Origin of the sequence: Acinetobacter sp. NIPH1876 (assembly GCF_022808535.1) — a bacterium.
Taxonomy (GTDB): Bacteria; Pseudomonadota; Gammaproteobacteria; order Pseudomonadales; family Moraxellaceae; genus Acinetobacter; species Acinetobacter higginsii.
Genome location: NZ_JALGBR010000003.1, coordinates 1 through 15667, shown reverse-complemented (window position 1 = coordinate 15667; position 15667 = coordinate 1). Strand labels below are relative to the sequence as shown.

Sequence of the window (15667 nt, the reverse complement as noted above, 5' to 3'; positions counted from 1 at the left end):
ACTCAAGTGATTTGCCCAGAATATTTAATTAAAAGTAAAGATGCTTAAAAGCATAAAAACGGTCACGCCACATTCGTTTCTGTTTCTTTAGACCATGAGACGAATCGCGCTTTTCCAAGTCTTTACGCTGAATACCCTGTGTTGCAACCGTACCCAAAATATCACTGTCCAATCCAGCAGGTTTAACAAAAGGCTGCCATACACCAAGACCTTTTCCATTCTTGCTGAGCCAACCTTGGAAAAAGATATCGACAGGCACATGTATTTGTTTGCCAAGTTTTACAAACTCTTCCGCCCCTTTACGCGACCAAAGCAGCCCAACCCCACGGATCGGGAAATAATAAGCATGCCACAGGTTGTATTGATCCATCTGTACAATATCTTTGGCGAGTTTTTTCTTTTTCGCCGCCATATTGACCACATACCAATCCAGTTCTTTATGCTGATCCAGATAATTGAGGAGCGACTCAAGCTTGTGTTTAAAGTTGGGCAAAACCTGAATATCATCTTCTAACACCACCAAATAATCAGCGTCGCTTTCAAGAAACTTTTCAGCACAACCATAATGGCTCAGATAACATCCCAGCTCTGAATTCATCAGACTACGACCTAAAATTCGTTGAGCTTCGGCATCATCATATTGCTTAAACTCTGATAAGGCCTTACCACGCCCATCATAGGCCGAAAAACGGGTAAACGGCCATCCCTGTTGCTGTAATTGTGCGGTCGCACTCGCCAGACGCTGATCACTGCCATCAAGGTTAATTAGATAAGTTTCAACTTTCATCATTTATCCTTTGGCCGTTTCAGCCAATAAAACTTTCGGGATATAGCCTGCCAATTTTTGATTTAAAGCTGCATAAATTTCTGCCGCTGCCGCATCACTCAATTGATCCAGACTTTGCATACACCCATATTTAATCTGTTCATTACCCAAGCTTTGTAAGAAGCTGCTTAAACTGCTTTCATTTTTCAAATAGGCAATCTCAAGGTCAGGCTTTAACAAGGCCTCATCCTTTTGAATTTTCAAATGATTCATCAATGAAATCGGATTGATTTGTTCGACACTGCGGAACTTATACTGAATCTGTTTTTCTAGAAACTTAGGATGAGCAAGTAAATAATCTTGTAATATTTTACGGTCAACCGCGTGCGGATAATGGTGAATCTCAAAAAACTTTTTAAATCCAAGCATATCTGCACCTAACATTTGCGCAATCATATGTTTAGGTTGTATCGGCTTGGAAAAATATTGATTTAAAACCTGACGATACCAAAGCTTGGCCTTGAGCACAAAACTGCTTTGCCAATGCCCGTAAATCACCATTTTCTGATCAATCAGAATATCTTCTAATTGTGCTGGCGCGTTAAAAAAGAAATCATCATTCAAGTAGAAAAAGTAATCGGATAAACCCTGAATATTCCAGAGCATGGTTTCAATCGAACGTGTATTGAAAGTGGGTAAGTATTGCTCATACCCCATAAATATTTCACGATGATCAACAATTCGAATTTTACCCGCCTCACAAATCCCATCCTGAACAAAGTCATCAATCCATTGCGGTTGCTGACCATCTGTCACAATATAGATATGTCGACAAAATGGGACATATTTTAAAATAGATGCAACGTTATAATAAATTTCATGGTTGCTGGCAAAACGGGTATCACTAACGGCATCAGAAGCTTGTGTTTTGCCCTGATACTGCATGCGCTTCTGTTTCAACTTCGGATCATTGCCATCCACCCAAGCAATCACCACATCAACCGGTTGCATCATTTCACTCATCAATTCACTCTTAAACGATCCGAAAGCCCGAAAATACGGCCAAACATGTTTAATCTAGGAGCATATGATAACACCACTGATCTGTTCACAGTCAGTCTCTTTTCGTAATAGCGGAGGTATTCATTGTGCGATCATTCCATATAAATCAATATATTATAATTGTTTAAATTTTAATATCGATGAGGTAATCAGCAGATATATAATTCCACCTTGTTTACTGACTTTATTAACATCAACTTAACCCCTGACAATCCCTAACAAAATCAAACCTTTTGGAATCATTTTACACCTAAAATCACCACATTTTTATTAGACGAATTTAGGTATTTTTATTATAATTACAGGTTACTTTGACGGGATTTAATCTTTTGACTGATGATTTATAATTACTTTGAGTATCAAGCAAAAATAATTAGAACTAAATTTGTTTCAGATAAAGCGTATCTCACTAAACGTTTTATCTGCAAATTAGGTTATACCCCTGATTTTTGCTCGCCAAAAAGCTTCAATGAAAAAGTCACTGCCCGAATGATTTTCGAGCGGAGTCCCCTGTTCACAAAATTAGCAGATAAATGTGCAGTCAGACAGCTGGTTTCAGCAAAGGTTGGTGATGGCTATTTTGTTCCATTGATTGGCATTTACAAATGTATTGATGAGATTGATTTTAACCAGTTACCCAATCAATTTGTTTTAAAATGCACCCACGATAGTGGCAGCGCCATGGTCTGTCGCGATAAAAGCAAATTTAGTGTCGAAGCAGCAACCGCTAAAATCAAAAATCATCTTAAAATGAATATGTATTTTAGAAAGCGTGAATGGCACTACAAAGATATTTGCCCTAAAGTACTGGTTGAAGAATATGTAGAGCTCTATGTCGATCCGGCCAGTCAATCCGCCATTACCACGTGTCGTGTGCACTGTTTTGAAGGTCGTCCAGAATATCTAGAAATTGATGTCCAAGATGCTCAAGGCAATGACTATTCAAATATGTATGATACACAATGGCAGTTACAGCCATTTCGGGTCGATCTTAAAGATAATTCACCATCCGCTTTAGCTGCACCGAAACAATTGCAAGAGATCATTCAACTGTCAGAAAAGCTTTGTTTTGCGTATGGTTATAGCCGAGTAGATTTCTTACTCTCTCAAGATCATGTGTATTTTAGTGAAATCACGCTCACTCCGAATGCAGGACGAATGGTGATTACACCTGTAGAATGGGATTTAAAATTAGGCTCACTCTGGTTATCCTATTAGCCGTCCATCATGTATGTCGAATCTGTTAGGTACTTATGAAAATAGCGATTGCTGGAACAGGATATGTCGGGTTGTCAAATGCAATGCTATTTGCACAACACCATGAAACCATCGCCTTGGATATCCTACAAAGTAAAGTAGATTTACTGAATAACAAAGTATCACCGATTCAAGATCATGATATTTCACTCTTTTTAAAAGAAAAACAGCTCAATTTCACGGCGACTACAGATAAACAGCTGGCTTTTCAAGATGCTGATTTTATTATTATTGCCACCCCAACTGACTATGACCCTCAAACCAATTACTTTAATACGCAAAGTGTAGAAAGCGTCATTCAGGATGTACTGGCCATTAACCCCAATGCAACCATGATCGTCAAGTCTACCGTTCCCGTGGGTTTCACAGAGCAAGTCAAAAATAAATATCAGACTGAAAACATTATTTTCTCGCCTGAATTTTTACGTGAAGGTAAAGCGCTGCACGATAACCTCTACCCGTCGCGTATCATCGTTGGAGAACAGTCTGAACGTGCCCAGCAATTTGCCGATTTACTGGTAGAAGGCGCAATCAAGCAGGATATTCCTGTCTTACTGACCCATTCAACTGAAGCTGAAGCGATTAAATTGTTCGCCAATACCTATCTGGCGATGCGGGTGGCCTTCTTCAATGAATTGGATACTTACGCACAAAGCTTTGGCCTAGATACCAAACAAGTGATTGACGGTGTTTGTCTCGACCCTCGTATCGGCAGTCATTATAACAATCCATCTTTTGGCTACGGCGGCTATTGTCTACCAAAAGATACCAAGCAGTTATTGGCCAACTATAACAACGTCCCAAGTAATCTAATTAAAGCGATTGTGGATGCTAACCGCACCCGTAAAGATTTTATTGCGGATTCGATTCTAGCAAGAAACCCAAGCACAGTGGGCATCTATCGTCTGGTGATGAAAAGTGGCTCAGATAATTTCCGTGCTTCAGCGATTCAAGGCGTGATGAAGCGATTAAAAGCCAAAGGTCTGGAAATCATTATCTACGAACCGACCTTTCACGAAGACAGCTTTTTTAAGTCTAAAGTGACTCAAGATCTAAATGAATTCAAACAAGCTTGTGATGTGATTATTGCCAATCGCCTCTCCAATGAATTGCTAGATGTACAAGATAAAGTTTATACCCGAGATATTTTTGGAGGCGATGAATGAAAGTTCTAGTCACAGGTGCTGCTGGATTCATCGGCTTTAGTGTTGCAAAAAAACTGCTGGAACGCGGTGATGATGTGGTCGGTTTTGATAATTTTAACGATTATTATGATCCATCCCTGAAAGAGGCCCGTGCTCAGCAATTACAACTGCTGGCTGAGCGCAACGATACAGGCAGTTTCACTCTGATTCGTGACAATCTCGCCAATAAAGCCGTGGTGGATCAATGCTTCCAAGATCATCGTTTTGATCGTGTGATTCATTTGGCCGCGCAGGCTGGTGTACGCTATTCACTTGAAAATCCACATAGCTATGTGGAGAGCAACCTGATTGCATTTACCAACATTTTGGAAGCCTGCCGTTACGCAGCAACACCCCACCTAACCTATGCCAGCACCAGTAGTGTCTATGGTGCTAACACCACCATGCCTTTTAGCGAGCAACATGGTGTGGATCATCCGCTACAATTCTATGCCGCAACCAAACGCGCCAATGAATTAATGGCACATAGCTACAGTCATTTATTTAAATTGCCAACCACAGGACTGCGTTTCTTTACCGTCTATGGCCCGTGGACACGCCCAGATATGGCCTTGTTTAAATTCACCAAGAACATTTTTGAAGGCAAACCAATTCCTGTGTTTAATCATGGCAATCACACCCGTGACTTTACCTATATCGATGATATTGTTGAAGGGATTATCCGTACTAGCGACAAGATTGCGACCCCTGATGAGACTTGGGACAGCAACCATCCAAATCCATCCACCAGCAATGCTCCGTTTAGAATTTTCAATATTGGTAATAACCGTACGGTAAAACTGATTGAATATATTCAGGCGATTGAAAAAGCAGCAGGTAAAGAAGCAATTTTAGACCTGCTTCCTCTTCAGCCTGGCGATGTACCAGATACCTTTGCCGATAGTTCTGCGCTAGAAAATTATGTGGACTATAAACCAGCCACTTCGGTGGTTGATGGCGTGAAAAACTTTGTCGATTGGTATCGCCAATATCACAATATTTAACAACCCTTAAAGCAAAAAAATCAGGCATTCCGCCTGATTTTTTTATCCTATTCATCTATTCAATTTCAAGATGAATAACACTTGGATTATTGCCAAGACTCTTTAATCCAATCCGATGGCAATACATAGCGATACCACTTACCACCACCACCACTGATCGCATCAGGTGGATTAATCTCACCATGGAAAATAATGATTTTTGCGCCTTTTGGTTTGATAGGCGGCTGGAAATAAGCAAATGGCACTCGTCTTAAACAGTGGTATTTATAGCTTTTGCACCACTCTTTATTCCAATAACTCAATTTGCCTTCTTTATGCACAAACCAAGACAGGTACTCTTGTTCATTACGGAACTTTTGACTGATCTCTTTAAAGTTTGCACGGAAGTACGGCAAGATATCTGGAAAAGCCCCCAGTTTAAAACGATAAACCGAACTATTGCCTGTGATACGCCAAGGGCGTTTCCAGTCGTGAATCACCAAGAACTCACCTTCCGCTTGGAAGAAGCAGTCAATATTATCAATAATGACCACGTCCAAATCGAGGAATAAAGCATTGCCTTTTAAGCCATACAGATCAGGTTCAAAGGTCGACAGTTTATTCCAGCCACGCTCAGGGCTACCTGCGGGTAAATCTAGAGATGGAATCGGAAAACATTGAATATTCGGGTCAATACCCTCGGTACGATCAGTCAAGCACACCATTTTAAAAGGCAGAGTCAAATGACGTTTGACCATGTTATACAAACGGTTGACGTACTCAGCACCATACTTGGTTCCCCACTTCATGCACAAGATCACATTGTCTTCATGAGTTGCCGAATTTTGTTGAATATCTACCATCTGATAACCTTAAATGCTTGAGATACGAGGCTACACTTTGTCCAAAAAAACAAAAGTGTTCAATCATATGCACTGAATATACGCTCATCTTAGCATAGAGCGGATTGTTTTTTTTAGTATTAATTCGTCAATAAAAAAGCGAAGCCTAAGCTTCGCCTTTGTGCACGATTACAGCTTATTTAATATAAGTTAACCAGTGTGCATATTTGTCATTGCGACCTTGTACTGCATCAAAGAAAGTCTTTTGAATCACAGTGGTAATCGGACCACGTGAACCACAACCAATTTCACGGTCATCATATTCACGAATCGGTGTTACTTCCGCAGCAGTACCTGTAAAGAATGCTTCATCTGCAATGTAGAATTCATCACGAGTAATACGACGTTCAACCACTTCATAGCCCAGGTCTTTAGCAATGGTAATCACGGTTTGACGGGTAATCCCTTCTAACGCGCCACCTGCTAAATCAGGGGTATGCAACACGCCATCTTTAATCAGGAATACGTTCTCGCCCGCACCTTGGCAAACAAAGCCTTGTGGGTCAAGTAACATCGCTTCGTCATAACCTGAGCGTGCCACTTCCTGATGCGCCAAGATCGACACGGTATAGTTACCACATGCTTTAGCTTTACACATGGTCACGTTTGGATGGTGATGCGTGAATGAAGAGGTTTTTACACGAATACCACGTGCCATTGCTTCTTCACCAAGGTATGCACCCCAGCCCCATGCTGCAACTGCGGCATGAATGGTGTTGTCAGTTGCGGCAATACCGAGTTTTTCAGAACCAATCCAAATCAATGGACGTAAATAGCAAGATGCTAATTTATTTTCACGCACCACATCGATTTGTGCTTGTTCTAGTGTCGCTTGATCAAATGGAACATTCATTTGATAAATTTTTGCTGAATTTAATAAGCGTTTAGTATGATCTTGCAAACGGAAGATTGCTGTACCATTCGAGGTTTCGTAAGCTCTGACGCCTTCAAAGACACCCATGCTGTAGTGTAGTGTGTGAGTTAAGACGTGAATTTTTGCATCACGCCAATCAACTAATTTTCCATCTTGCCAAATAAAACCATCACGATCAGCCAAACTCATCGCACATACTCCATTTTCTTTTTTACACAATTATTCACTTTCCAATGCTTGCGCAGTTGGATCAATTAATCTTTGCCATAACTTGCAAACGATCTCGCGGGTATCGTGCCAATCCGCAGCATTGACTTGCATAGATTGATTTGCAAGCGCTAGACGGTGGCTCTCAGCTCGTTCACGGAGATAAGCGTGTATTAATGCTGTGGCATCTTCACTGGATAAGCAGCCTGCTTTAGCAGCATCTTCTAGAATTCTTACATTATCGGAAAAATGGGCGAGATCTGTATTCGTCCCACTCCATGCAAGCACAGCATACTGTGCCATAAATTCGATATCAACGATACCACCTGAGTCCTGTTTTAAATGAAAAATCCCATGTTTTTTTTGCTCAGAAGATGATCCCAAATGATCTTTCATCTTTTGACGCATTTTCAACACTTCTTCACGCACCACATTTTCATCACGTACTTGCGTCAAGATTTGACAGCGAATCTGTTCAAATTGCGTGCATAATCCACGATCTCCTGCAATTGAGCGAGCACGTACCAAGGCTTGATGTTCCCATAACCAGGCACTCTTCTGTTGATATTGCTCATAAGCTTTTAAACTGGTGACCAACATCCCCGCTTCACCCGATGGTCGCAGACGGGTATCAATTTCATAGACACGCCCGTCCAAGGTTTGTGTGGTCATCAAGGACATAAACTTCTGCGCCACACGAATGGCAAACTCAGCACCACTAATACCCTTACGGCCATCAGTTTCACTTTGCTCTTCAAAGGCATGGATAAACACCAAATCCAAATCTGAACCATAGCCCAACTCAATGCCACCCAATTTGCCATAGGCAATCACGGCAAAACCTTTGTTATCGAGACTGCAACGCTGTCCATCATTTCCAACTGGATAGCCATGACGCTGTGCAACCGCCTCATAAGCCAAACGCAAAGTCGCCTGTACACTGACTTCAGCAATATCAGTCAAGGCATCGGAGACTTTCATCAACGGACTTTCTGCCAGTACATCACTGGCAGCAACCGTCAATACATTACTCTTTTTAAATAAGCGCAGCACCCGCATCTGATCCTCGACTTGATCAATCTCGATGCGTAGTAATTGTTGACGCAGTGAATCTTCCAAATCTTTGCGTTGTGGCAAACCAAAATCCATCGACAGGAATTCATCCAACAACACTGGATACTGTGCTAGTTCCTCACAAATCCATGGACTGACCGTTGCCATCTTGACCAGTCTCTGTAACGCGCCACGGCTTTCCATCAACATCACCAGATAGACGGTACGACGTAGCACCGATTCAACCAATGGCATCAAACGTAACAGCGCCATTTGCGGTTGATCCGACTGTAAAATTGCTTCGATTAAATGCGGCCAGAATTTCTTTAACCGCTCTAAGGCACTGGCAGGGATTTTGCGTAATGCCTGACCATGCCAAAAGTTTTGAATTAAATTCTTGGCATCATCATCCAATACGGCATTAAGTTTTTGTTCAAGCTGCACAAAATCATCAACTGGCTCAGCAAACTCTTTTTCCTGAATCAACTGCTTAAACTGGACTTTGACCTTGTCACGTTTCTGATTCAACACATCCAAGAAGGCAGCCCAATCAGCAAAGCCAAGCGTATCCAACATCCGTTGTCTCTGTTCAGGCTCAGTGGGTAAAGATTGGGTTTGCTGATCATTCAAGGCTTGAATAGCGTGTTCAACTCGTCTTAGGAATAAATAAGCATCTTCCAGATCAATCACTGCTTGCTGATCCAGCAGCTCCGCTTCACCCAAATGATGCAAATTGACCAGACATTGACGATCTTGTAGTTCGCGCTTCGATCCGCCATAGATCAACTGGAACACCTGCACGATGAACTCGATTTCACGAATCCCGCCTGCGCCTAGCTTAATATCCTCTTCAATATTACGGCGCATGACTTCGCGTTCGATCATGGCCTTCATTTCACGCATGGCGGCGAAAGCGGAATAATCGACATAACGACGGAATACGAAGGGACGTGACATGTCGAGCAATTCTTCGCCCGCTTTGCCACCGGTAATCACCCGCGCCTTAATCCAAGCATAACGTTCCCACTCACGCCCATGCTGGCTTAAATATTTTTCCAAACCACTATGACTAATCGCCAATGCTGAACCATCGCCCCACGGACGCAAACGCATATCAACACGGAATACAAAACCATCAGCGGTAATATGATCGAGCAAATAAATTAGCTTCTGTCCCCACAGAATACAGAACTGCTGTACATCAATACATTTACGTCCATTGGTTTCGCCTTGTTCATCAAAGGCAAAAATCAGGTCAATATCACTAGAAAGATTCAGCTCTTGGGCACCGAGCTTACCCATCCCAATTACAATCAAGTCTTGTAACTGACCTGAATAACCGATGGGTTCACCGTGTTTGGCTAGTAAGGGTGGTAATGCAAAAGCTTTGGCGGCACAAATACTGGCATCAGCAAAATCTGATAGCTCACGTGTTAGTGTCACCACATTGGTGAGTTGATTGGCATCTTGCCAAATCCAGCGAAACATCAGCTTGGCACGGAGTATGCGTAAGGCTTTCATCCATGATTGTTCATCGCTGACCTCAGCCACAGCCAGTTGCACTTTTTGATAGATGGTTTCGGTCGACAGCGAGTCCAGAAATTGATCTTCGGAATAGTCTTGTTCTAATTGTAATGTGTATAAATTTAAAACTTGTTCAGCATATTGGCTTGCAACTAAGGTTTTTTGTAGCTGTTGCGCATTCATATAAAAAAGCTCGACTGATGTCATGTCATCTAGGTTAGTTATATCAGTTACAAGCTTATCTTTAAAATCTCTTTAGACTAATTTCGCTTTGCTTTTTTGTTGATCCGTACATAAATCAACCTGTTCACGTTCGATTGGCAGCAACACGGTAAACACCGTACCTTCGCCTTCATTGGAGCTGACATTGATTTCACCCAAATTCATTTCCACAAAGCGCTTACACAAGCTTAAGCCCAGACCTGCACCCTTCTCTCCTGCAGTGCCTTTATAACTCATAGTAATCCGTGGCTGGAACAAATCGTTGATTTGTTGTTGAGTCATACCAAGACCGGTGTCTTTGACATAGACTTCAACATAAGTGCCTTTATGTTGTGCTTGGATATAGACTTTGCCCGTACCATCGACATCGGTAAATTTCAGCGCATTAGACACCAAGTTCTGAATCACCGAGGTGATCATATTCATATCAGCATAGACTTTAAGATTTTCATCGACTTCATTAATCAGTTGAATATTCTTCTTAATTGCTAAAGTTTTAAGAATATCGGTCACGATATTGGTGATCTGGCGCAGCTTAAAGTTGATGGGGTGATAGACGAACCGCCCACCTTCCGCCATCGCCCAATTCAGTAAGCTTTCCAATAAGTTATAAGTCGATTGCGAAGTATCATAAAGATAGTCGGCAATATTCTGAATACTGGATTCATCTAAGGTTTCACGTTCTTTCGCCAATATTTCCGAGAAGCCTAATAGCCCATGAAATGGTGCACGTAAGTCATGGGAAATAATCGAAAAGAATTTGGTTTTACTAAAATTGAGTGCAGCTTCTTGTTCGTATAATTCTTTCAGCTCGTCATGGTTAAACTTCAATTCCAGTTGTTGCATGAAGTTGATGCAATGTTCTTGCAGCAGTTGTTTTTGCAAGTCACTAAAGCCTTGTGCAGCTTCATCAAACAGGATGATATAACCCAGTGAAGTTTGATCTGGATGCCTGAGATGTAGAGCAACCGCAGTTTGGATTTTCTTTTTCAGTGGTGCAAGGAATGCCAGTAAGGTTGAGTATTGCGGATGATCGCTATCGACCAGATCTCCATTCACAAATAGCGTATTTAGACTTTTGGTAATTTTTGCAGAATCAATGGCTTTGAGTTTTTCAGGGCAACGGTGCCACAGATAGGGTTCTTGGTGAAATGACAGCAGTGCGGTACTGGCTTGCATCAGTTTTCGGTTAAACTGTAAAAATTGCTCAAGCAAATTCTGCTCTGAAGTCAGCCCCAAAGAAAGAGAGATTTTACAAGCACTTAACTTTTCGGCTTGCTGTAGTTCTAATAATTGAATCGTCATTCCCGCCTCTCGAATATTTTCGTTATACGGTTCTTTACGTTTTATAAAAAAAATGTGAAAACTATCACTTAGTATTAACAAACTTTAACAGAAAAGGCAATTGTTGATTCAATCAATTCGCAACAAAACGTGAAATTTCATTAAATTTTAACTTTGTAAGTTCCCTACCTGCTCCCTACAAAGTAACTAACAGTATTGCAAACTCCATCTTTACTATTTAAATCTACATCCATTTTGGAGAGACTCATTCTTTATAAATTAATTATTTGATCTGCTTCTGTTATTTTTTGCATAAACTTTTCTGCATGTGACAAACTTGATGCTTGCAATAAAGCAACAGCTGCGGCCATAAAGCTAGCAAAACCAAGGATAACGGTACAGAGAACAAATATAAGAGGTGTCTCCTTGGACATCAAAAAGCTAGAGAACCAAGGAGAAATCAAAAAAGGAATAGAAACTATAAATGCAAATAAAAAATACTGTAGATTAAAAAATAAATTTTGTTTTTTACAGACCTATCATTTTTAAGCTTTAGGCTAAAATTATTTACATCAACTTGCCCAAGACTTGGTAAATATATTATAAATTCTTTGCCAACTTTATAATGATGTATAAGCTCATCTAGCTTAATTAAAAAATTTTCGTCAAGTTTGATTAAATAACATAAAAACTTAAAGTCTATTAATTCAGATTTTACTACATCCTGTGCAGCTCGATCTGAGACCAATTTATTCTTACCCTGTTCCTTTCCATAGAACTCATCGAAAAAACGTATGGTTGCGTCTAAGCGAGTCGAGAAATCCTTATGTCTTAATGATAAAACTTCCTCTCTTTTATAAAAAAGACCTATTACAGCTGCTAGACCTGCAAGTATTGGTATCCAATCTTTTAAATTTTCCATCTGACATTACTCCTTCACAAACAGACTCGGAATAACAGGCATGCCACACCACTGAGCTATACTGTTATAACTTCTTCCTAAACTTTTAAGTAAATCTAGAGCTTTGCCACCCTTTTCTACTAATTCACTCGCCTCAGTACCTACTTTATTTGCTTCATTTAAAAACTTAGCTAATTTTTTCATACCATTAGAGTCTTTAATATCCTCAGGATTATCTGAGTTTCTATTGTTGTCTAAAGCATTTTGAATCATTGTAAGTTTGTTCTTCAGAGCCTCGTTATCAGCAAGATCAATCAGTTCCTCTAGATCATCATTAGATTTTAAGATCTCAGCTTTATGATTAATCACTATGGATTGCGAATTTGTAAGCTGATTATTTATATATATGGGTGAATTTGGACGGACTAATGCCTGACTAATAATGTTTTCTAAAAACTCTTTATCTTGTTTCAGCTCAATAATTCTATGTTCTTTCATTTCTACAAGCTGATACTGAAACTTCAACTCTGATTCAAAGGTTCCCAATTTAGTTTTTAATTCTGCAACATCCAAGTAATTATCGTAAAACTGTTCAGGCTGTATATCTCTATGAATCACTAACCCAAACTCATCGAATGCACGCTCTATAACTTCTTTATCACCATTAGCGGATTCGACAACTAAGCGGACAGCATTATCATCTTGCTCAATACGCACTTTAGCATTCTGTTCAGGATATTTTTTCCTCATGACAGTCCCGAAGTAGTTGAGTATGCCTAATCCTGCTTGATAATGCTCTGGTTTAAATTCAATTGAACGCTCTATTTTAATCGAATCTGAGTTAAGCTCAAAAAATTCAATTTCAGTTTCTTTAAAACCAAGATCAAAAATTAAAAAAGGAGCTTCAAATGACAATCCTTTATAATTATTAAGTAACTTAAGAATCCTTTCAAAGTAAAATATATCTTTCAAGTAATAATCACAACCAATAGTATATTGCACTCCTATATCAATTTTTTTAATTTATAATTTTCTTGAACATCTTTTATTGCCCATATAAGAGTATCTTCTTCATTAAAAAACTCTTTAACAGATAACCGATTTTTTATATGTCCAAGCCCACCAATATAACCACCTCGATCACTAAATGGAGAGTCAAAATTCCTATAATAATCTTCAACCCAACCTAAATCTTTAAGATTATCTCTAACTAGTAATTGCATTCTTATGGATTGATCATAATTTACATTATATGAGTTACTTTCATCACAGACTAAATTTTCTACATCTATTGAAGAAAGAAAGTTAGAAAACTCTTCAGGATGATTTTTTTCTAACTTTTCCCAAGCTCCGTTGTAACTCAAAACTTTTGTAATATACATTTATAAACTCTTATAAATTTAAAATTTTTAATTTGATGTATTTATAACATTTTTATTATTCTAAAAAAATATTGAACGAATGAACTTATGTTTATTTGTTCAAAAGAACTTTTAATCGCTTTTTTTAATTCCAAAACTTTCAGCAAAATTTCCAACCAAAGTCAGCAAAGTTGCATGCTGTGCGGGGTCAACCTGATCCCAGAGTTTTAACAACAAAAAACCAGAAATACCGTAAAAAAACACACGTACCAGAAATTAAAAAACCCCAAGCCTTTAATACCAGCTTGGGGTCTTTGAATCTTGGTCCGAGGGTCGGACTCGGTTATATCAATAAGATACTGATATAAATAAATTATATTAAGGAAAATAAAATTATATCCTTAACTATATCCTTATTATTTATTCCTTAGCCACTCGATAAACCGTTGCAATTCCTACACTTACAGCCTTTGCAATTTCTTCTTTCGTCATATCGCCTTTGCTTAATAATTGTTTAATTCGCTCATGTTTAGCTGTATTGGCTTTCTTTCCAGTAGGGACATATCCTGAACGTGCCAAGCCTTGTTTGATTCTTTCCTTGCGCTTGTCATTGTCTAGCTTAGCCATTGTTGCCAGTAGATCAATAAGCATGGCATTGATGACATTCAATATCTCACCTGTCATGCCATCATTGGTTGTATGTGTAGTTGGTAGATCAGCAACGATTAAGCGTAAGCCTTTCGCCTTGATCTTATCTTTTAGAATTGCAAAGTCATCTTGTGAAAGTCTGCTAAGTCTGTCCACGCTTTCAACTAAAAGAATATCGCCTTTATTCGCCTCTGTAAGTAATTGGTTTAATGCTGGGCGTTCAAGCTTCGTACCTGAATAGTTTTCAATATATGTGCTGTATTGGTCACCATAGCTTTGACTGAATAAAACAAGATCGCTCAATGCTCGTTCTGCATCTTGATCTTTGGTACTTGCTCTTACATAAATACGAATTGTCATATCATTAGCCTTTATCATATAGCTATCATTTAATATGATTTATGATAAAACTATCATTTAACTAAGTAAATAGGTTAAATGATAGCTACCTAAATATAATTATCAAATTATCTTTAGGGTATAGTCTAATGATAGGTAAAGGTCTACAAACCAAAGCCCCCTGTAAATTCACTTTGATTGAATTCAACTTTTTTAACAACAAAGTACTTAAAGAATAAATCAAGTAATTCGAGAAAATCTTCAGTGGTCTTATCATCATATTTATATGTGTAAGGTCCATTCTTTTTATACTGAGTTACATCTAATATTTCAAAGATTTCTGGATGCGCTTCCTTTTTTCTTTTCATAGTTACTTTAACTTTTAATCTTTTAGTAGCACGCTCAGCAAAATTATATTCTTTCTCATTACGCTTCTCCGTTATAGGATTAACAATTTGAATTAAAAGAATTAACTCCTTGTACTTAAAGGATAAAACATTATCTTCTTTAATCTCATGATCGAAATCGGGACAGGTAGAAAGGAACTCTGTTGTAATCAAATACTTTAGATGGTTTACATGCTCTTCCAACTGTCTAGCTTTCTCGCTTTTATAGGCTTCAAATTCATTTTGTTGTTCAATAAGTAATTGAAGTCCATCCATATCAAATGCTCTTCTTTGAAAATAAGGGATAATCATTAAGTATAGTCGATGAAGATTGTTGCCGTAACTGCCTATGTTCACTCTTAAAACCACATTGATGGTTTTGCCGTGGTGTGCCCTTTGGCAAGGGGAAATACCTTTCCAAAATTTTTGACTGTGATGCAATTACCCAACACACCTATTGGCTTGACCGATCAAGGGGATATGGGGTCAAAAGTCAAAGGGAAACACCTAAATAAAGACCGTCCCCCCATGAAATTTTCTCTTGGTCAAAAGTCGGAGGGAGGGGGTATCATTTTTGCGGTTCATATTGGTGCAAAAATAGAGAAATACAAAGAATATGGTAGGTTTTGCCGGCTTTGTTGCACAAATAGACGAAAGATAGAGTTGTTCTAATCTTCAGATATTTATGCAACAGCCACCGTTTTAGCTGTACCA

At 39.2% G+C, this 15667-nt stretch carries 14 protein-coding genes; 3 read left to right on the top strand and 11 right to left on the bottom strand.

Annotated features, from left to right (window positions below; all coding sequences use genetic code 11):
- Positions 1 to 28: 28 nt before the first annotated feature.
- Together MN869_RS03960 and MN869_RS03955 are read right to left on the bottom strand one after the other, a co-directional pair.
- Positions 29 to 787, bottom strand: coding sequence for a glycosyltransferase family 25 protein (locus MN869_RS03960; protein WP_005322391.1), 759 nt, complete (start codon positions 785 to 787; stop codon positions 29 to 31).
- Between the two features lie 3 nt (positions 788 to 790).
- Positions 791 to 1789, bottom strand: coding sequence for a Stealth CR1 domain-containing protein (locus MN869_RS03955; protein ID WP_005322388.1), 999 nt, complete (start codon positions 1787 to 1789; stop codon positions 791 to 793).
- 375 nt (positions 1790 to 2164) lie between these two features.
- Between MN869_RS03955 and MN869_RS03950 the strand changes: the two genes are divergently transcribed.
- The 3 genes from MN869_RS03950 to MN869_RS03940 are packed head-to-tail and all read left to right on the top strand — an operon-like array spanning position 2165 to position 5273.
- Positions 2165 to 3046, top strand: a complete 882-nt coding sequence (locus tag MN869_RS03950; RefSeq protein WP_241304679.1) for an ATP-grasp fold amidoligase family protein — start codon at positions 2165 to 2167, stop codon at positions 3044 to 3046.
- Between the two features lie 35 nt (positions 3047 to 3081).
- Positions 3082 to 4251: a nucleotide sugar dehydrogenase gene (locus tag MN869_RS03945; RefSeq protein WP_241304678.1), complete on the top strand. Its 1170-nt coding sequence runs from the start codon at positions 3082 to 3084 to the stop codon at positions 4249 to 4251.
- The gene (locus tag MN869_RS03940) at positions 4248 to 5273 is read left to right on the top strand and encodes an NAD-dependent epimerase (protein WP_005206211.1); all 1026 of its coding nucleotides are present in this window, start codon (positions 4248 to 4250) and stop codon (positions 5271 to 5273) included. Before MN869_RS03945 ends, MN869_RS03940 begins: the two co-directional genes overlap by 4 nt.
- A gap of 86 nt (positions 5274 to 5359) precedes the next feature.
- Here MN869_RS03940 and MN869_RS03935 read toward each other — a convergent pair whose 3' ends face one another.
- From MN869_RS03935 to MN869_RS03895, 9 genes are all read right to left on the bottom strand, one after another.
- Positions 5360 to 6115, bottom strand: coding sequence for a hypothetical protein (locus tag MN869_RS03935; RefSeq protein ID WP_004802722.1), 756 nt, complete (start codon positions 6113 to 6115; stop codon positions 5360 to 5362).
- 175 nt (positions 6116 to 6290) lie between these two features.
- Positions 6291 to 7217, bottom strand: coding sequence for a branched-chain amino acid transaminase (locus tag MN869_RS03930; protein WP_241304677.1), 927 nt, complete (start codon positions 7215 to 7217; stop codon positions 6291 to 6293).
- 30 nt (positions 7218 to 7247) lie between these two features.
- Complete coding sequence (glnE, locus tag MN869_RS03925) at positions 7248 to 9995, bottom strand: bifunctional [glutamate--ammonia ligase]-adenylyl-L-tyrosine phosphorylase/[glutamate--ammonia-ligase] adenylyltransferase (protein WP_241304676.1); 2748 nt, start codon at positions 9993 to 9995, stop codon at positions 7248 to 7250.
- Between the two features lie 72 nt (positions 9996 to 10067).
- Entirely contained in the window at positions 10068 to 11339 is a 1272-nt protein-coding gene (locus MN869_RS03920) for a HAMP domain-containing sensor histidine kinase (protein WP_033133846.1), read from the bottom strand.
- A gap of 457 nt (positions 11340 to 11796) precedes the next feature.
- Complete coding sequence (locus tag MN869_RS03915) at positions 11797 to 12240, bottom strand: hypothetical protein (protein WP_243306891.1); 444 nt, start codon at positions 12238 to 12240, stop codon at positions 11797 to 11799.
- Between the two features lie 6 nt (positions 12241 to 12246).
- Positions 12247 to 13221 carry a hypothetical protein gene (locus MN869_RS03910; protein ID WP_241304674.1) on the bottom strand — a complete coding sequence of 325 codons (975 nt, stop codon included), beginning with the start codon at positions 13219 to 13221 and terminating at the stop codon, positions 12247 to 12249.
- A 2-nt stretch (positions 13222 to 13223) separates the two neighbouring features.
- Positions 13224 to 13601 (bottom strand): hypothetical protein, encoded by a 378-nt coding sequence (locus tag MN869_RS03905; protein WP_241304673.1) that lies wholly within the window; start codon positions 13599 to 13601, stop codon positions 13224 to 13226.
- A 399-nt stretch (positions 13602 to 14000) separates the two neighbouring features.
- Positions 14001 to 14588 carry a recombinase family protein gene (locus MN869_RS03900; RefSeq protein ID WP_243306888.1) on the bottom strand — a complete coding sequence of 196 codons (588 nt, stop codon included), beginning with the start codon at positions 14586 to 14588 and terminating at the stop codon, positions 14001 to 14003.
- A gap of 143 nt (positions 14589 to 14731) precedes the next feature.
- Positions 14732 to 15394 carry a hypothetical protein gene (locus tag MN869_RS03895; RefSeq protein ID WP_243306887.1) on the bottom strand — a complete coding sequence of 221 codons (663 nt, stop codon included), beginning with the start codon at positions 15392 to 15394 and terminating at the stop codon, positions 14732 to 14734.
- Positions 15395 to 15667 lie beyond the last annotated feature (273 nt).